Here is a 17,052-nt window from a genome sequence, read left to right as displayed (position 1 = left end):
CATGGATACTATTTTTTTGATAGGAGGCTCGGCAGGTAGCTTAAAAGTTTTACTTGAAGTTTTACCTGAACTTTCAGCAAATTTAACCTTTCCTATTATTATCATATTACATAGAAAAGGCTATGTAGATTCTCAATTAGTAAACTTGTTAAATGCTAAAACTAGCTTAAATGTTATAGAACCTGATGATAAAGAACCTTTAAGCCCTGGAAACATTTATTTAGCGCCACCAGACTATCATTTACTCTTAGAACAGGATAAAACTATTTCTCTTGATTTTTCTGAGAAATTTAATTTCTCAAGACCATCTATTGATATAACCTTTAGCTCGGCAGTAAAAATCTTTAAAGAAAACACCTTCGCATTAATTTTATCTGGTGCAAATGCAGATGGTGTTGAAGGCTTAAAAGCAGTAAAAGCAAATAATGGAACAACACTTGCACAAAATCCTATAACGGCAGAAGTTAACTATATGCCTTTACAGGCTATTACACAATCAAAAATTGATTTTGTATTAAACCCCAGTGAAATTGCCGCATTTATAAATAAACTTAATGTATCATAAATGCTACGCTATTACAAATCGGGTGTATTTTTTAAACTACTTTCTTTTAACATATAAATGAGTACGCATAAAACTATATTAATTTTTGATGATGATGTTAATATTTTAGAACTTTGTTCTATTATTTTAACAGAATCTGGTTACCAAGTAGAAATTTCTGAAACTTCGCATGATATTATAGAAAAGGTAACTACTGTAAAACCTGATGTTATTTTAATGGATAATTGGATACCTGATATTGGTGGTATAAAAGCTACACAATTATTAAAACAACATCCCGATTTTAAACATATTCCGGTTATTTATTTTTCTGCCAATAATGATATTCATATACTGGCAGAAACCGCTGGTGCAGATGCTTATTTACCTAAACCTTTTGATTTAACTGAATTAGAAAATATTGTTAATGATGTTTTAGAACGTAAACATCAATAACTATTAAGGCTGTTTAAAAACCGATATTTTGTGCCGGGCTGAGCGGATTCGAAATTATTTTAAATTCTTTGACTTCGCTACCATTGACGTTTTTTATAAATGTTTAAAAATCAGGCATTCACCCGCTGGCTTTCCGGCCTCTTGACCGGCCATGTCAAGGTACTTTTTCCCGCAAAAAGTACCCAAAAACTCTCCGCTGCGCCGCTTGCTTCTAAAGGTTCTACTAAGGCTAATCCTGTAGAAGCCGCAACCGCCAAGGCGGAATTGGGCGTAAACGGTCGTTAATGCTTGGGCAGGACTATCGAACTACTTAAACACGTCATTTCATATTGATTTATATGAAATATATTAGACCTCAGCATGACAACAATAATCTGCTTTAATGCGACAACTATTTCTTTTTGGATACAGCCCCCTTTGTTATGCTAACCTATCTATTTCTTCATAAAGCTTTTCTACCAAAGCTTCGTTATTTTTCAAAATCACTTTACGCTTTAAACTTAATTTTGGTGTAAGCTCGCCACCATCAATGGTAAACTCTTTAGGTAATAAAGCTATCTTTTTAACCTGCTCCCACTTGCCAAAACCCGCATTTAACCGTTCTACTTCAGACCAAATTTTATCAATAACTTGTTTATTCTTAATAAGCTCAACTGGCTTTTGTTCGCTAATACCATTTCTAGAACTCCATTCTAAAAGCTTTTCAAAATTTGGTACCACCAATGCCGATGGGAATTTTTTATTCTCCCCAACCACCATAATTTGCTCTATATAAACAGACTCTTTAAACTTATTTTCTAAAACCTGTGGTGCAACATATTTACCACCAGCGGTTTTAAATACTTCTTTCTTCCTATCAGTTATAGCTAAAAACCCATTTTTTAGCATTCCAATATCTCCTGTATGGAACCACCCACCATCAGTAATAGCTTCTGCTGTGGCATCAGGGCGTTTGTAATAACCTTTCATCACACTAGGCCCTTTACACAAAATTTCGCCGTCCTCAGCAATTTTTACTTCAACGTTGCCTAAAGGCTTACCAACTGTACCAAACATGGTTTCTCCTTTTCTTGGACCATTTACTGCAATTACTGGCGAAGTTTCGGTTAAACCATAACCTTCTAATACTTTAATATTAGCGCCCCAAAAAACACGGGCTAAACGCTCTTGTAAGGCAGCACCACCAGAAACGATGACTATTATTTCTCCGCCCAAGGCTTCTCTCCATTTTCTAAAAATAAGTTTCCGAGCTATTTTTAACTGTAACTCATACCAAAAGCCATTTTTACCATCCATTTCATATTGGTGCCCTAGCTTTAAAGCCCAAAAAAACAACGATTTTTTTACTCCTGTTAAAGCTTGTCCTTTGGCAACAATTCTATCATATACCTTTTCTAATAACCTTGGTACGGTAGTAAAACAATGTGGCTTAACTTCTGCTAAATTGGCTACTATGGTATCTAAACTTTCCGCATAGTAAACAGACACTCCTAAATAAAAATACATGTAAACCACCATACGCTCAAAAATATGCGACAATGGCAAAAAGCTTAAGGCTCTTTTTACTTCATCAGGATATAGTTTGGAAGAATATAGTATATTACTGATTAAATTTTTATGTGTAAGCATTACGCCTTTGGGTGTACCCGTTGTACCAGAAGTATAAATCAGCGTAAGTAAATCATCTTCTGATATTTGTTGTTTGTAAGGTTCTAAATCTATATCCTGATTTTCTTTACCTAATGCTACAACTTCTTCCCAATTTGGCAGTGCATCTATTTTATTAAAGGTATAAACCTGAGTTTGTAACCCGGCTTCTTGCTTTACTTTGTTAATTTTATGATAAAGTTCTTCTGAGGAAACAAAAACAATTTTCACCTCGGCATCCATTAATATAAATTTAATATCTGCCTCTGCTAAAGTGGGATACATAGGTACCTGGGTGGCTCCTATTTGCATAATTCCAAAATCGCAAAAATTCCACTCAGGTCTGTTTTCAGACATGATAGCCACTTTATCATCCTTACCAATTCCCTTCTTAATAAGCCCACGACTTACTTCTTCAGAGATTTGAATAAAATCTTTACTGCTATATTTTTTCCATTGACCATTTACTTTTGTGGCCAACACATCCTCACAATTAAAGTTTTCTTTATTGTGCTTAAGTAAATCAAACACTCTGCTAATGGCTTCCATAATGATGCTATTTATAATTGGTTGTTTCAATATAGATAATCTATACTTAACCTCAAAAAAGAGTATAGGATTATTACAAATATTAGAATAACATTATTTTGTTGATTAAAGTTTTTTGGCGAGCATTAATCTCTGGCATTTGATTTGAGTATGCAGCTTTGGATAAATAAAATAAAAAAATGAAACAAAAATTATTGTTATTAAGCTTATCGTTATTGCTCTTAACTTTCACCAAAGTAAACGCTCAAGGTTATAATACAGGTGTAGGTTTTAGAGCCGGAGGTTTTGAGAATGGTTTAACTATTAAACACTTTGTAAAATCTGACACTGCCATTGAAGGTATTTTAGGTTTTAGACCAGGCGTTTTTGTGGTTACCGGTTTATATGAAAAACATGCTACAGCTTTTAGTGAGCCATCTTTAAAATGGTATTATGGTGCCGGTGCACACATTGGAGGTATTGATGATGGAAGAAGATACAGAAGATACTTTGGCGATGATGAGTTTTACGATAGAGGCTTATTGCTTGGTGCCGACGCCATTTTAGGATTAGAATGGCAAATGCCCGAAATACCTTTTACTTTAGGTGTTGATTTACACCCTAGATTAGAATTAGCCAAAGGCCCTTTCTTAGATATTGAGCCTGGTTTTTCGTTAAGATTTGTTTTTTAAGCTATAAGGATAAAAAAACAAAAAAGGAGGTTTATAAGACCTCCTTTTTTGTTACTGTACCTTTAACCACTTCTTATAAACAGCTTTTTGCTGCTCTGTTTGTTTCTTCATTTTATCTATTTGATAATACTTATCTGAGCTAGCAGCCAATTTAATGTTTAACGTTTGGATAATACCATCTCTATTTAAGACAATTTCCAAGTTGTCGCCAACTGCTTTAGTTTTAATATAATCATTAATATCTTCAACTCTCTCTCCGTTAACTGCAATAATCTCATCGTTAACATTTAAGCCGCCATTCCAGGCTGCACCACCCCTAACAACTGTACTGATGATATTTTTTCTGGTTCTAACGCCCAAAGAAGGGATATTAGGGTTAGCCCTGTTAACTAACTCTAAGCCGGCATAAGCCAGATATTTAGCACAATTTACCTCTTGGGTGCCGTTCACATATTGGTTGTAGAAATCATCTAAATTTTCCCCATACTCTTTTTCTAAAGCCTCTTTAAATTCTTTACTGGTAAAACCTCTTCCTTTTTTCTTGTAATAAGCTATGTAAGTGTTTCTTAAAACATCATCTAAACTTTTCTCGCCATTGGTTTTATGAATGATAGCTAAATCAAGCATCGCGGCAAGTAAAGCACCTTTATTATAATAAGAAATAGTAGCATTACTGCTGTTTTCATTTGGTCTGTAGTACTTAATCCAAGCATCAAAACTAGCTTCTGTTACAGCCTGTATTTTATCACCTTTCTGATTAGCTATCAGGTTAATTTCTGACTGTAGAATTTTAAGATAATCCGCCTGAGATATAGCGCCTGTTCTTTGTATAATAAGATTATCGTAATAAGCCGTAAAACCTTCTGCTATCCATAAATCAGTGGTGTAATTTTCGTTTTCATAATCAAAAGGACCAAGCGCAATAGGCCTTAACCTTTTCACATTCCATAAATGGAAATACTCATGAGCTACCAAACTTAAAAAATTGGTATAAATTGCAGGATCAGTATATCCCGTTCTTTTAGCACCTAAAACGGTAGAGTTTAAATGTTCTAAACCACCGCCTCCATTTTGGTAATGATGAACAATAAAGACATAGCGTTTGTTAGGGTTTTCTCTAAAAATTAAAGTCTCTTCTTCAACAATCTTCGCCATATCCACCTTCAACCTGTCTTTATCGTAATTGCCACCGCCTACCATTGCAACTTCATGTTTAACACCAGCGGCATCAAACTCAAAAATATCTTGATTACCAACTTCTATAGGAGAATCATACAACCAATCAAAATCCGGAACGTGGTAAGAAAATTTAGTTCCCTCAATTTTTTCTAATCCTGTTGAAACTTTACTCCAATCACTATAAGGTGTAATATTAACTCGTACCGGCTCATTTAACCTATCTTTTACAAACATAAAAATACCGGTTGGTGATAAAAAAGCATGACTAGCATCTATAAAGCTAGTTCTAACAGAAACCTCAAAAGCATAAACCTTATAGTTTACAACCACTGTTTTATTGCCATTTGTTTTAATTTTCCAGCTATTCTTTTTTATCTTTTCTGATATTAATGGCATTCCGGCACTTGTACTTGCGGTAAAACCCTCAACATTTTTAGAGAATTCTCTTACCAGATAGGAACCTGGTGCCCATACTGGCATATTTACTTCAATTTCCTTTTTACGGATGTTGCTGATACGCATTTCAACATCAGCATAATGTGCCTGAGGTTCTGAAAAAGATACCGTAAATTCTACTTTGTAAGCATCATCTGCCCAAGCAGTTGATTGTACCATCATCATGAATATTAGAGTGTTTAATAAGATTTTGATTGAGCGCATTTTAAGTTTTTATACAAAACTAAAATATTATTCAGGATTCAAAAATTTAAGCTGTATGATTGATTTGTAATATAGTTGATACCTTCAACTATTGTGTAAACTTAAATAATAGATTTGAAGTTATTAAACCTGAAATGAAATTTGAAGAACCTATAGCTCATCCACTTATACAAGTAACCAAAAAGTATTTAAGCGAATTTGGTAAAATTGCCTGCCATATACCTATGGAGCGCTACCATTATGTTTTACTTATTTTAGCCGAAGCAGAAGAACTTTATACACAAAAAGAATTGGCAGAAATTTTACAAGTGGATAAATCTTTTATGGTAACCATGATAGATTATTTATCTGCTCATGATTTTGTTACACGTGAGGCAGACCAACATGACAGACGTAAACATCTGATAAAACTTACAGACAAGGCTAAAAAATTAATACCCGAAATAAATCTTATTTTTAAAAATCTTAATGAAAAGGCATTTAAAAACGTATCAAAAGAAAATATTGGGCACTTTTTTGACGTGTTGGCACAAATGCAACAAAACTTAAATACAGAAAATACTCACGAGCTTATCCTTGATTTTAAAAAACTTAAACACACAACATGAAAACCAAGTACATCATTTATATTTTAATTATTGGCTTACTGGGTTATATGATTTATAACCGCTTAAATAAATCATCCGAAACAAAAGGACCAAAAGGTGGTGCAGCAACAGGTGGTAATGCACCTATAAGTGTTAGTGGAATTATTGTTAAGCCAACCCAGTTTTCTAATGTAGTTTCTGTTTCAGGTACTATTGAAGCAAATGAACAAGTACAGATAAGAAGTGAGATTTCTGGCTTAATTAGGTCTATTAATTTCACAGAAGGCTCTACTGTAAACAAAGGTGCTTTATTAATAAAAATAGATGACAGAGAGCTACAAGCACAATTAGCACAAGCCTTAACCAGAGAAAAATTAGCCTCAGAAACAGAGTCTCGTTCAAAAAAACTACTTCAATCAGAAGCTATTAGCCAAGAAGAATATGATAATACTCTTGCCGAGCTTCGCTCTTTACAAGCGCAAAGTCAATTGGTAAGAGCGCAACTTTCTAAAACAGAAATCAGAGCGCCTTTCTCGGGTAAGATAGGTTTAAGAAGCATTTCTAACGGTGCTTATATCACCCCAACAACAGACATCGTAAACCTTGTAAATATAAACCCTGTTAAAATTACATTCTCTGTTCCAGAGAAATATGCGAAAAGAGTAAAAGAAGGTTCGGGCATAACCTTTACCGTTGCGGGTAGTAGAGAAACTTTCTCGGCAAAAGTATATGCTATAGAGCCCGCTATTGATATTGCTACCAGAACTTTAATTTTAAGAGCCAGAGCAGAAAATCCAAAAGGAATATTACTGCCTGGAACTTTTGCCAATGTTAATTTGCCTTTAGAAAATATCAACGATGCTATTTTAGTACCTACAGAAGCTGTAGTACCTATTTTGAACGGAAAACAAGTATTTATTGCAGAAAACGGAAAAGCCAAGGCTGTAAAAATCGAATCTGATGTTAGAACAGATAAAGAAGTATTAGTATCAACTGGTTTAAAAGCCGGTGATACCGTATTAACAACCGGAGTGATGGCTTTAAAACCTGATGCTCCTGTTAAAGTAAGTGTGAAAAACAAATAATACAGATTTATTATCATGAGTATATCCACCACCAGTATAAAAAGGCCAGTTTTAGCCATCGTTATGAACCTGATACTCGTATTATTTGGTATCATTGGATTTACATTTTTAGGAGTAAGAGAGTTCCCTTCTATAGACCCTCCGGTAGTTTCTGTAAGAACCAATTACCCCGGTGCTAATGCCGATATTGTTGAATCTCAGATTACAGAACCTCTGGAAAAATCTATCAATAGTATTGATGGTATAAAAAATATCTCTTCTTCCAGTAACCAAGGTTCAAGCTCTATTACCATAGAGTTTAACCTGGATAAAAATTTAGAAGAAGCCGCTAATGATGTTAGAGATAAAGTATCACAGGCTGGCCGTTACCTTCCAAAAGATATTGATGGTAACCCAGTGGTTTCAAAAGCTGATGCTAACTCTGATGCAATTATTTCTATGACCATCCAAAGCGATAAAAGAAGCATTTTAGAGATTAGTGATTTTGCAGAGAACGTTATCGCTCAAAGAATTCAGACCATACCAGGTGTCTCCAGCGTACAAATTTGGGGACAAAAAAAATACGCCATGCGTTTATGGCTAGACCCAGATAAACTAGCAGCCTACGCTTTAACGCCGCTAGATGTTAGAAATGCCCTAGATCAGCAAAATGTTGAACTCCCATCCGGAAAAATATCAGGAGATAATACAGAACTTACGGTAAATACCGTAGGAAATTTAAGTACTGAAGAAGGTTTTAATGATTTGATTATTAAAAATGATGGCACTAATATCATCCGTTTTAAAGATGTTGGTACTGCTGTTTTAGGTCCGGAAAACGAAGAAACTGTTTTAAGATCTAAAGGAAAGCCTATGGTTGCTACAGCTATAATTCCACAACCTGGTGCTAACTATTTAGATATTGCTAATGAATTTTATAAACGTTACGAGCAGCTAAAAAAAGAACTTCCCGAAGATTATAAGTTAGACATTGCTTTAGACAATACCATCTTCATCAAAAAATCTGTACTAGAGGTTGCAGAAACGCTGATTATTGCTTTGGTATTGGTGATATTCATCATTTACCTGTTTTTTAGAGATTGGAGCATCGCCTTTAGACCTTTAATAGATATTCCGGTATCGCTTATAGCTACCTTCTTTGTGATGTACTTACTAGGCTTCTCTATCAATGTATTAACCTTATTGGCTATAGTTTTGGCAACAGGTTTAGTTGTGGATGATGGAATTGTGGTAACAGAAAATATCTTCAAAAAAGTAGAAGAAGGTATGTCGCCTTTTGAAGCTGCGATAAAAGGAGCTAATGAGATTTTCTTTGCTGTAATTTCAATTTCTATTACGCTAGCTGCAGTATTTTTACCCGTTATTTTCTTAGAAGGTTTTGTTGGCCGATTGTTTAGAGAATTTGGAGTTGTTATTGGCGCTGCGGTATTGATATCAGCTTTTGTTTCTTTAACCTTAACACCTATGTTAAATGCTTATTTGATGAAAAGCGGACATAAAAAGTCTAATTTTTACATCAAAACAGAGCCTTATTTTGAGAAGATGAACGATAGCTACAAGACATCTTTAGAGCAGTTTTTAAACAAAAGATGGCTGGCTTTTCCTATTATTCTCATTTGCTTTGGTATCATTTTCTTGTTTTGGAATGCCTTACCAAAAGAAACAGCCCCATTAGATGATAGAAGTGGCGTAAACATTCAAATTACAGCTCCAGAAGGTGCTTCATTTGATTATACTGATGCTTTTATTCTTAATCTTGAACAAAAACTTAACGATTCTGTACCCGAGCAAATCAATAATATATCCGTAACATCGCCTGGCTTTAGCGGTACAGGAGCCGCAAATACTGGCTTTTTCAGAATCAGATTAGGAGAACCCGAAGATAGAGAACGTTCTCAAATGGAAATTGCAGACCAGCTTACCAGAGTAGTAAGGAAGCTGCCAGAAGCCAGAGCATTTGTGGTACAGCAACCAACAATTTCTGTTGGTAGGGTACGTGGTTTACCCGTTCAATATGTTATTCAGGCTAATAATTTTGAGCAATTGCAGGAGAAAATACCTGCTTTTATGAATGAGATTAATCAAGATCCAACTTTCACTAATACAGATGTTAACCTGAAATTTAACAAACCAGAACTTAATGTAAGTATTGATAGAAATAAAGCACAAAATTTAGGTGTATCGGTTATAGATGTTGCACAAACCCTACAATTATCATTAAGTGCACAAAGGTTTGCTTATTTTACCATGAATGGTAAGCAATATCAAGTTATTGGCCAGTTTGATAGGCAAAAAAGAAACGACCCTTATGATTTAACATCCATATTTGTAAGAAATACCAGAGGTGAGCTTATTCAGTTAGATAATCTTGTGAAAATTGAAGAAAGAAGCAGCCCTCCACAAAGGTATCGTAACAATAGGTTTGCATCAGCAACAGTTTCTGGTGGTTTAGCTCCAGGCAAAACCATTGGCGATGGTATTGAAGCTATGGAAAGAGCAAAAGAAAAAATCCTAGACGATAGTTTTAGTACAGATTTAGCCGGAGAATCAAGAGATTTTAGTGAGAGTAATTCTAATACGCTATTTGCCTTTGGCTTAGCATTGTTGTTGGTTTACCTTATTTTATCTGCACAGTTTGAAAGTTTTATTGATCCAGTTATCATCATCCTAACTGTACCTATGGCCGTTGCCGGAGCTTTCTTCTCCTTATGGTTACTAGGTCAAAGTTGGAACATCTTTAGCCAAATAGGAACCATTATGCTCATAGGCTTGGTAACTAAAAACGGCATCCTCATTGTAGAATTTGCCAACCAATTGAAAGAGCAAGGCATGAGCGTAGCCGATGCCATTAGAGAAGCATCAGTGTCTAGGTTGAGACCTATTTTAATGACCAGTTTGGCTATTGCTTTAGGTGCTTTGCCTATTGCGATGGCATTGGGTGCGGCAGCAAAAAGTAGAATGGGCATGGGTACGGTAATTATAGGTGGCACATTATTTTCATTAATGTTAACGCTATTTGTTATACCAGCCATTTACTCGTATTGGTCTAAAGAACATAAAGAAAGTAAAGCAGAAAAAGCTGCTAAAGAAATTGAACTAGAAAAATCTATTTAAGCATGAAAATTAATAGGTTATTAATCATACTAGCATTTTTATCATCCGTAAATACAGCATTTACACAAGAGAAGTTAAGTTTAGAAGATGCCATACAAATTGCATTAGAAAACAATTTCGATATAAAAATCAGTAGAAACGTAACAGAGATAAGCAAAAACAACGTTACGCCAGGTAATGCCGGTATGTTACCCGTTGTAACCGGAAATTTAAACGATATAAACAGGGTAGAAACCAGTGAAGTTGATTTAGCCTCTGGAGGTAGTAGAAATGCAAGCAACGCAAAAAATACCAATATCAACTACGGAGCGAGCTTAAACTGGCGCATTTTTGATGGTTTTAGGATGTTTGCAACTTATGATAGGTTACAAGAATTACAAAAACTTGGTGAGTTAAACTTTAAACTTAATGTACAAAATACCATTGCCAATGTATTGACTTCTTATTATAACTTAATTGCCTTAAACAAGCAATTAGAAGCTACACAAACCGCATTAGAAGTTTCAAGGGTAAGGCTAAAAAATGCCAATAGCAGGTATACAATAGGTAAAGGTTCTAAACTTGAACTTTTAGCCGCCAAAGTAGATTTAAGTACAGATACCAGCTCTTTATTGGTACAACAAGATCTGATAAAAGCTGCTAAAGTTAATTTAAACCAAATTTTAGGAAGATCCGCAGAAATTGAATTTACTGTTGCTGATACAATTATTCTGGATAAACAGTTAAATTATGAAAATACTAAATCGCTAGTTTTAGCCCAAAACCCAGAATTGCAAACAGCAGTAGTAAACCAAAAAATAGCAGAACTTAGCTTAAAAGAAATTAAAGGAGACAGGTATCCGGTTATTGCCGTAACATCGGGTTATAATTTTTCTAATTCAACATCGCCACCCACAGGCTTTGCCATTAGAAATAATACTCGCGGACTAAATTATGGCTTTACAGCATCTATTAATATTTTCAATGGCTTACAACAAAATAGAGCAGAAACTAATGCCAAATTAGAAATTGAGAATGCTCAGTTTAATTTGGAGCGTACACAACAAGCAATTACATCGCAATTATTAATTGCTTATCAAAACTACCAAACCAATTTACGTTTGGTTACCTTAGAAGAAAATAATGTTGAAGTAGCGCAAGAAAATTTAAATATTACATTAGAAAAATACAGATTAGGAAGTATTGTACCTTTAGAATTAAGAGAAGCACAAAGAAATTTTGTTGATGCTACGGTAAGATATGCCAACGCACAATTTCAGGCAAAGTTAGCTGAAGTTGCCATCAAAGAATTAGCTGGTAACATACAATTATAAACTAGCGTATAAGACTTAAATAATTCCATTAAAAAATATTCTTTTCATATATTTGTTATTACAATTTTAATTTAGATGCCAACTTACAAATATAAAACAGCGCTTTTGGTTGATGATAATTTCATTGATAATATGATTAATCAAAAGATACTCAATAACTCTGATTTTGCAGAGAATATTGTGGTCAAACAATCTTGTGAATCGGCTATACAATACCTACAAGAACTTATCAACCAACAAGAAGAATTACCTCAAATTATATTCTTAGACATCAGAATGCCTATTAAAACAGGTTTTGATTTCTTAGTTGAGTTTCAACAATTGCCATCTACAGAAAAAGATACCGTTAAAATTGTCATGCTTTCTTCTTCTTTAGACCCTAGCGACCATAAAAAAGTAACAGAATTTAATAACGTAACAGATTTCTTTGGAAAACCATTAACTAGTGATTTATTAAAAGACATTTGATATGTTAATAGTTGCTGATAGTGGATCAACCATTACAGATTGGATTTGCCTATTACCAAATCAAGAAAAACACTTCATAGAGAGTAAAGGACTAAATCCTTTTTTTGTTGCAGAAAAAGAAATCATCAAGGTTATCAATAATATCAAGTTATTTCAAGATATAGCCCAAAATATTAAAGAAGTTCATTTTTTTGGCGCCGGTTGCAATAGCCCAGATAAACGTGAAATTATTTCTAATGCCTTATCTGCAAAGTTTAAGAATGCTTTTGTTAATGTAGAAAGCGATTTATTAGGATCTGCCTATGCTACTTGTGGCAACACGCCTGGTTTAAATTGTATTTTAGGCACAGGATCTAATATCTCTTTTTTTGATGGTAGCAATTTACACGACGGCTTACATGGTTTAGGTTATATTTTAGGAGATGAAGGCTCTGAAACTTATTTCGGAAAAATTCTTATTACAGATTTTCTTTATAAAAAAATGCCTGATGATTTAGCTGAAAAATTTCATGCCAAATACAAGCCTACTAAGGAAGACGTTATCAAAAACATCTACCAAAAACCTTTACCTAACCATTATTTAGCAGCTTTTGCAGGTTTCCTTAAAGAAAACTTCAATCATCCATATATCCAGAAAATTATCATTACTGGCTTAGAAGAGTTTATTAAAATAAGTATTTGTACCTATCCCAATTATAAAGAACTTTATTGCCATTTTGTTGGCGATATAGCTTATCATTTTCAAGATTTCTTAATTCCTTTATGCCGTAAGTACGAGATTCATGTAGGTAAAATTTTAGAAAAACCAATTTATGAATTGTTTGAATTTGTAAAAACCAAGGAAGGGTTTTAAAAACTCACCTTATACACAGTTTTTGATTCGAACAGCTCTCCTTCTTTAAGTATAACAGACGGAAAATGAGCCTGATTTGGGGAATCTGGATGATGTTGCGTTTCAAAACAAAAGCCACTTCTACGCTCATAATAATTCCCAGCCTTCCCTTTATCTTTAGCATTTAAGAAATTACCCGTATAAAATTGCATCCCTGGCTCTTCTGTAAACACTTCTAACTTTAAATGAGAAATATCACCAATAGCTGTAGCAGCATGTGTTAAACCATTTTCATTTTGATTCAAAACAAAAGAATGATCGTAGCCATTACCGTTCACAAGCTGTATATCTTTTTCTGCAATATCTTTAGCTATCGGTTTTAATACACTAAAATCAAAAGCTGTATTTTCTACTTCGATGAATTTCCCCGTTGGTATACATGCCTCGTTTATCTCCACAAAACTATCTGCATTTATTTTTACAGAATGATTGAGAATAGTACCACTACCTTCGCCATTCAAATTAAAATAAGCATGATTGGTTAAATTAATGATGGTATCTTTCCCAGAACTGGCCTTATAATCCATCACCAGTTCATCATCATCTGTTAAAGTAAAAGTAACACTTGCAGTAATAGGACCTGGAAAACCGCCTTCTCCATCAGCATAAGAAATACTCAGTTGAACAGAAGAAGTATTTTGTTCTACTACATCCCAAACCTGTGCATGAAAACCAGCTTTACCACTATGCAAATTATTTAAACCATCATTTTGCTCTAGTTGATAAAGGGTATTTCCTATCATAAACGCTCCATTTGCTATACGATTTGCAAAAGGACCGGCTGTTACACCATGATAAAGCTCCGCAGCGTTTAAATATTCTTGAATACTATTAAAACCCAGTACCACATCTACCCAGTTTTCTTGTTCATCTTGAACTATAAAATGGGTAATTCTTGCACCATAATTACAAATTCCTACTTGTGTGCCTTTCTGATTTTTTAGAACTATCAAGGTAGTAGATGCGCCCTTAATAGAGGTAATAAAGGCTTCTTTTAGTGTTTCAAGATTTGTCATAATCCAAATAAAGCATAAAAATACAAAAAGGTAGCTTTTAGACTACCCTTTTTATATCCTTTATGGTTAAAATTATTTTGTAGAAAATTTATAAACCGTCTTGGTTTTATATATATCACCTGGTTTTAAAATGGTTGATGGAAAGTTTTTCTGATTTGGCGAATCAGGGAAATGCTGGGTTTCTAAACACAATGCAGATCTATATTGATAAGCTTTACCGCCTTTACCATCTTTGGTTTCTCCTGTTAAAAAGTTACCACTATAAAATTGTAAGCCAGGCTCCTCTGTTAAAACTTCCATCAAAATTCCGGTTTTAGGGCTGTATAAATTTGCTATAAGTTGCAAACCTGCTGTTTTGTTTAATACGAAATTATGATCATAACCTTTACCTCTTTTTAGTTGCTCATGGTTTTCATCAATACGAGCACCTATTAGCGTAGCTTTTCTAAAATCAAATGGGGTATTAGTAACATCCATTAAAGCTCCGGTAGGGATTAAGCCTTCATCTACAGGAGTTATAGCATCAGCTTTAATGGTTAATAGATGATCTAATATGGTTGAGTCTCCTTCGCCATTTAAATTAAAATAAGCATGGTTAGTTAAATTAACTGGCGTTACTTTATCCGTTTTAGCTTGGTAGCTGATATCAATACTGTTATCATCTGTTAAAGTATATTTTACTTCAACTTCTAAAGTTCCAGCGTAACCGCCTTCACCATCCTTAGAAGTATAATGAAGTTGTAAACTATTATCATTTACTGCTTTAACATCCCATACCTGAGCATGAAAACCCATTTTACCACCATGTAAAGTGTTTACACCATCATTAGCATCTAAATTATACTCTTTACCTTCTAAGGTAAATTTAGCTTTGCCAATTCTGTTACCGTAACGACCTATTAAAGCTCCAAAAAATGGCTCTCCGTCTTTCTGAAATGTCTCTACATAATCGTAACCTAAAGAAACATCAATAAATTTCCCATTTTTATCAGGTACAATAATACTTACAATACGACCACCATAATTAGTAATAGCAACTTGCATATTGTTCTTATTTTTAAGCACATACAAGTTAGTTCGCTTACCTGCAATATCTTTCTGAAAATTTACCGAATCTGGAATTTTCACCATATTTTGCATAGTATCTTGCTGATTACCTTTTTGTTGATTATTAGTACAGCTACCAAATGCTAGACCAATAATCATACTTAAATAGAATATTCTTTTCATTGATTTTAGGGTTATAATTTAAATCTAAGATATTAAATGTAATTTCCACAATTATAATTAATTATTTAGGAAACCATTTTCTCTTAGTAGATTTATATCTTCAAATACTTTACATGCAAAAATATTCTAAACAAACCCGTCTGCTTGTAGCTGTAGATTGTATTATTTTTGGTTTTGATGGAGAAAAGCTAAAACTTTTACTCATACAGCGTGATTTTGAACCCAAAAAAGGTAAATGGAGTTTAATGGGAGGCTTTTTAAAACCCGATGAAACCCCAGAAAATGCTGCCTATAGAGTTCTAAAACAACTTACAGGATTAGAGAATGTTTATTTAGAGCAAACAGAGGTTTTTGGTGATATTAACCGCGATCCTATCGAACGTACTTTAAGCATTGCATACCATACTTTGGTAGACATTCATCAATATGAAAAACAACTGAGCAATGATTATCATGCCGAGTGGTTTGAGATTAATCAACTACCCGATTTAATTTTTGACCATAACCAGATGGTTAAAAAAGCAAAAGAAAAAATCAGGTATAAAGCTGCCTTACATCCAATTTTATTTGAGCTATTACCAGAAAAATTTACTATCCCACAAATTCTGGCCCTTTACGAGCAGGTATTTGATACCGAATTAGATAAAAGAAACTTTAGCAGAAAATTATTCTCTACTGGCTTAATCATCAAACAACAAGAGAAAGACAAGTTAAATTCGAAAAAGGGAGCTTTTTATTATAAACTAGATAAAGATACTTACAAAAGTAAGTTCGAAAATTTCTTCCATTTTATATCAAACCCTACAGAGCTTAAATAGTATTTAAGGCAACCACAGGACCAATAATAATTAATGCTGGATGTGTTATTTTTGCATCTTCTGCCATGGTCTGCAAATCTTTTACTTTACCCTTCACAGTCTTTTTATGTGGTAAAGATGCATGCTGTACAATAGCTGCTGGGGTATCTCCTTTATTTGCCTCTAGATAAGTAAGTGCTATATCAGCTGTTTTTTTCATCCCCATATAAATAACCACCGTAGCGTTACTTTGCATCGCTAGTTTTAAATCTGCTGATAAACTACCGTCTTTTTTGGTTCCGGTTACTACCCAAATACTTTCACTTACCGAGCGATGCGTAAGTGGAATATCTTCAAAACCAATTGCTTGCATGCTGCTTATTCCTGGAATATAAAAAGTTTCTATTCCATATGTTCTAGCAAATAAAATCTCCTCAAAACCTCTTCCAAAAATATAGGGATCTCCTCCCTTTAGCCTGATAACCCTTCCCTTTTCAAAAGCTTTTTCTTTGATCAATTCTAAAATACGTTCCTGCGGTGTATACTCGCCATAAGGCTGTTTACCTACGTAAATACATTCGCAATCTTGAGGGGCAAGTTCTAATAAAGCCTTATTTGCTAAATTATCATACAATATTACCTGAGCTGTTTGTAATATCTTATAAGCTTTCATGGTAAGTAATTCGGGATCACCCGGACCAGCTCCTACTACATACAATTGGGGAAGTAACACACTCATCTACTAAAATAAAAACGTTTAAAACTATAAATAAAATTGTATTGCTAGAAATTATTATCAATACTTTAAAAATCTAAAAATTCATCTCCTTTTACATCATATTTT

At 33.9% G+C, this 17,052-nt stretch carries 16 protein-coding genes; 11 read left to right on the top strand and 5 right to left on the bottom strand.

Annotated features, from left to right (window positions below; genetic code table 11):
- Position 1 precedes the first annotated feature (1 nt).
- The 3 genes from H510_RS0105890 (at position 2) to H510_RS0105880 (ending at position 1,285) form a co-directional block, all read left to right on the top strand.
- Complete coding sequence (locus tag H510_RS0105890; RefSeq protein WP_026903468.1) at positions 2 to 565, top strand: chemotaxis protein CheB; 564 nt, start codon at positions 2 to 4, stop codon at positions 563 to 565.
- Positions 566 to 622: 57 nt separating this feature from the next.
- Positions 623 to 1,000: a response regulator gene (locus H510_RS0105885; protein WP_026903467.1), complete on the top strand. Its 378-nt coding sequence runs from the start codon at positions 623 to 625 to the stop codon at positions 998 to 1,000.
- 99 nt (positions 1,001 to 1,099) lie between these two features.
- Positions 1,100 to 1,285 carry a hypothetical protein gene (locus H510_RS0105880; RefSeq protein WP_026903466.1) on the top strand — a complete coding sequence of 62 codons (186 nt, stop codon included), beginning with the start codon at positions 1,100 to 1,102 and terminating at the stop codon, positions 1,283 to 1,285.
- 135 nt (positions 1,286 to 1,420) lie between these two features.
- On the opposite strand, the gene H510_RS0105875 is transcribed toward H510_RS0105880, so the two are convergent.
- Entirely contained in the window at positions 1,421 to 3,196 is a 1,776-nt protein-coding gene (locus tag H510_RS0105875) for an AMP-dependent synthetase/ligase (protein WP_026903465.1), read from the bottom strand.
- Positions 3,197 to 3,375: 179 nt separating this feature from the next.
- On the opposite strand from H510_RS0105875, the gene H510_RS0105870 reads away from it, so the two are divergent.
- Complete coding sequence (locus H510_RS0105870; protein WP_026903464.1) at positions 3,376 to 3,867, top strand: hypothetical protein; 492 nt, start codon at positions 3,376 to 3,378, stop codon at positions 3,865 to 3,867.
- A gap of 51 nt (positions 3,868 to 3,918) precedes the next feature.
- Here H510_RS0105870 and H510_RS0105865 read toward each other — a convergent pair whose 3' ends face one another.
- The gene (locus H510_RS0105865; protein ID WP_245584791.1) at positions 3,919 to 5,667 is read right to left on the bottom strand and encodes a M61 family metallopeptidase; all 1,749 of its coding nucleotides are present in this window, start codon (positions 5,665 to 5,667) and stop codon (positions 3,919 to 3,921) included.
- A 173-nt stretch (positions 5,668 to 5,840) separates the two neighbouring features.
- Here H510_RS0105865 and H510_RS0105860 point away from each other — a divergent pair, with 173 nt between their 5' ends.
- From H510_RS0105860 to H510_RS0105835, 6 genes are all read left to right on the top strand, one after another.
- Positions 5,841 to 6,314, top strand: a complete 474-nt coding sequence (locus H510_RS0105860; protein WP_026903462.1) for a MarR family winged helix-turn-helix transcriptional regulator — start codon at positions 5,841 to 5,843, stop codon at positions 6,312 to 6,314.
- A complete protein-coding gene (locus H510_RS0105855) occupies positions 6,311 to 7,378 on the top strand; it encodes an efflux RND transporter periplasmic adaptor subunit (RefSeq protein ID WP_026903461.1) in 1,068 nt (355 codons plus the stop codon). Before H510_RS0105860 ends, H510_RS0105855 begins: the two co-directional genes overlap by 4 nt.
- A gap of 15 nt (positions 7,379 to 7,393) precedes the next feature.
- Complete coding sequence (locus tag H510_RS0105850; protein WP_026903460.1) at positions 7,394 to 10,492, top strand: efflux RND transporter permease subunit; 3,099 nt, start codon at positions 7,394 to 7,396, stop codon at positions 10,490 to 10,492.
- A 2-nt stretch (positions 10,493 to 10,494) separates the two neighbouring features.
- Complete coding sequence (locus tag H510_RS0105845; protein ID WP_036692089.1) at positions 10,495 to 11,805, top strand: TolC family protein; 1,311 nt, start codon at positions 10,495 to 10,497, stop codon at positions 11,803 to 11,805.
- 75 nt (positions 11,806 to 11,880) lie between these two features.
- Positions 11,881 to 12,273 carry a response regulator gene (locus tag H510_RS0105840; RefSeq protein ID WP_026903458.1) on the top strand — a complete coding sequence of 131 codons (393 nt, stop codon included), beginning with the start codon at positions 11,881 to 11,883 and terminating at the stop codon, positions 12,271 to 12,273.
- A gap of 1 nt (position 12,274) precedes the next feature.
- A complete protein-coding gene (locus tag H510_RS0105835) occupies positions 12,275 to 13,126 on the top strand; it encodes an N-acetylglucosamine kinase (protein WP_026903457.1) in 852 nt (283 codons plus the stop codon).
- On the opposite strand, the gene H510_RS0105830 is transcribed toward H510_RS0105835, so the two are convergent.
- On the bottom strand, positions 13,123 to 14,181 hold the full coding sequence (locus tag H510_RS0105830; protein WP_051291078.1) for an aldose epimerase family protein: 1,059 nt from the start codon (positions 14,179 to 14,181) through the stop codon (positions 13,123 to 13,125). The two genes, H510_RS0105835 and H510_RS0105830, sit on opposite strands and share 4 nt — an antisense overlap.
- Positions 14,182 to 14,253: 72 nt before the next feature.
- Positions 14,254 to 15,411, bottom strand: a complete 1,158-nt coding sequence (locus H510_RS0105825) for an aldose epimerase family protein (protein WP_026903455.1) — start codon at positions 15,409 to 15,411, stop codon at positions 14,254 to 14,256.
- A gap of 113 nt (positions 15,412 to 15,524) precedes the next feature.
- On the opposite strand from H510_RS0105825, the gene H510_RS0105820 reads away from it, so the two are divergent.
- A complete protein-coding gene (locus tag H510_RS0105820; protein WP_026903454.1) occupies positions 15,525 to 16,229 on the top strand; it encodes an NUDIX hydrolase in 705 nt (234 codons plus the stop codon).
- Here H510_RS0105820 and cobA read toward each other — a convergent pair.
- Entirely contained in the window at positions 16,222 to 16,947 is a 726-nt protein-coding gene (cobA, locus tag H510_RS0105815; protein ID WP_026903453.1) for a uroporphyrinogen-III C-methyltransferase, read from the bottom strand. The genes H510_RS0105820 and cobA overlap by 8 nt on opposite strands.
- Positions 16,948 to 17,052: the final 105 nt, after the last annotated feature.

It is taken from the genome of Pedobacter glucosidilyticus DSM 23534 (assembly GCF_000425145.1).
GTDB lineage: Bacteria > Bacteroidota > Bacteroidia > Sphingobacteriales > Sphingobacteriaceae > Pseudopedobacter > Pseudopedobacter glucosidilyticus.
The sequence above is the reverse complement of the archived record's forward strand: the minus strand, read 5'-3'. Positions and strand labels throughout refer to the sequence as shown.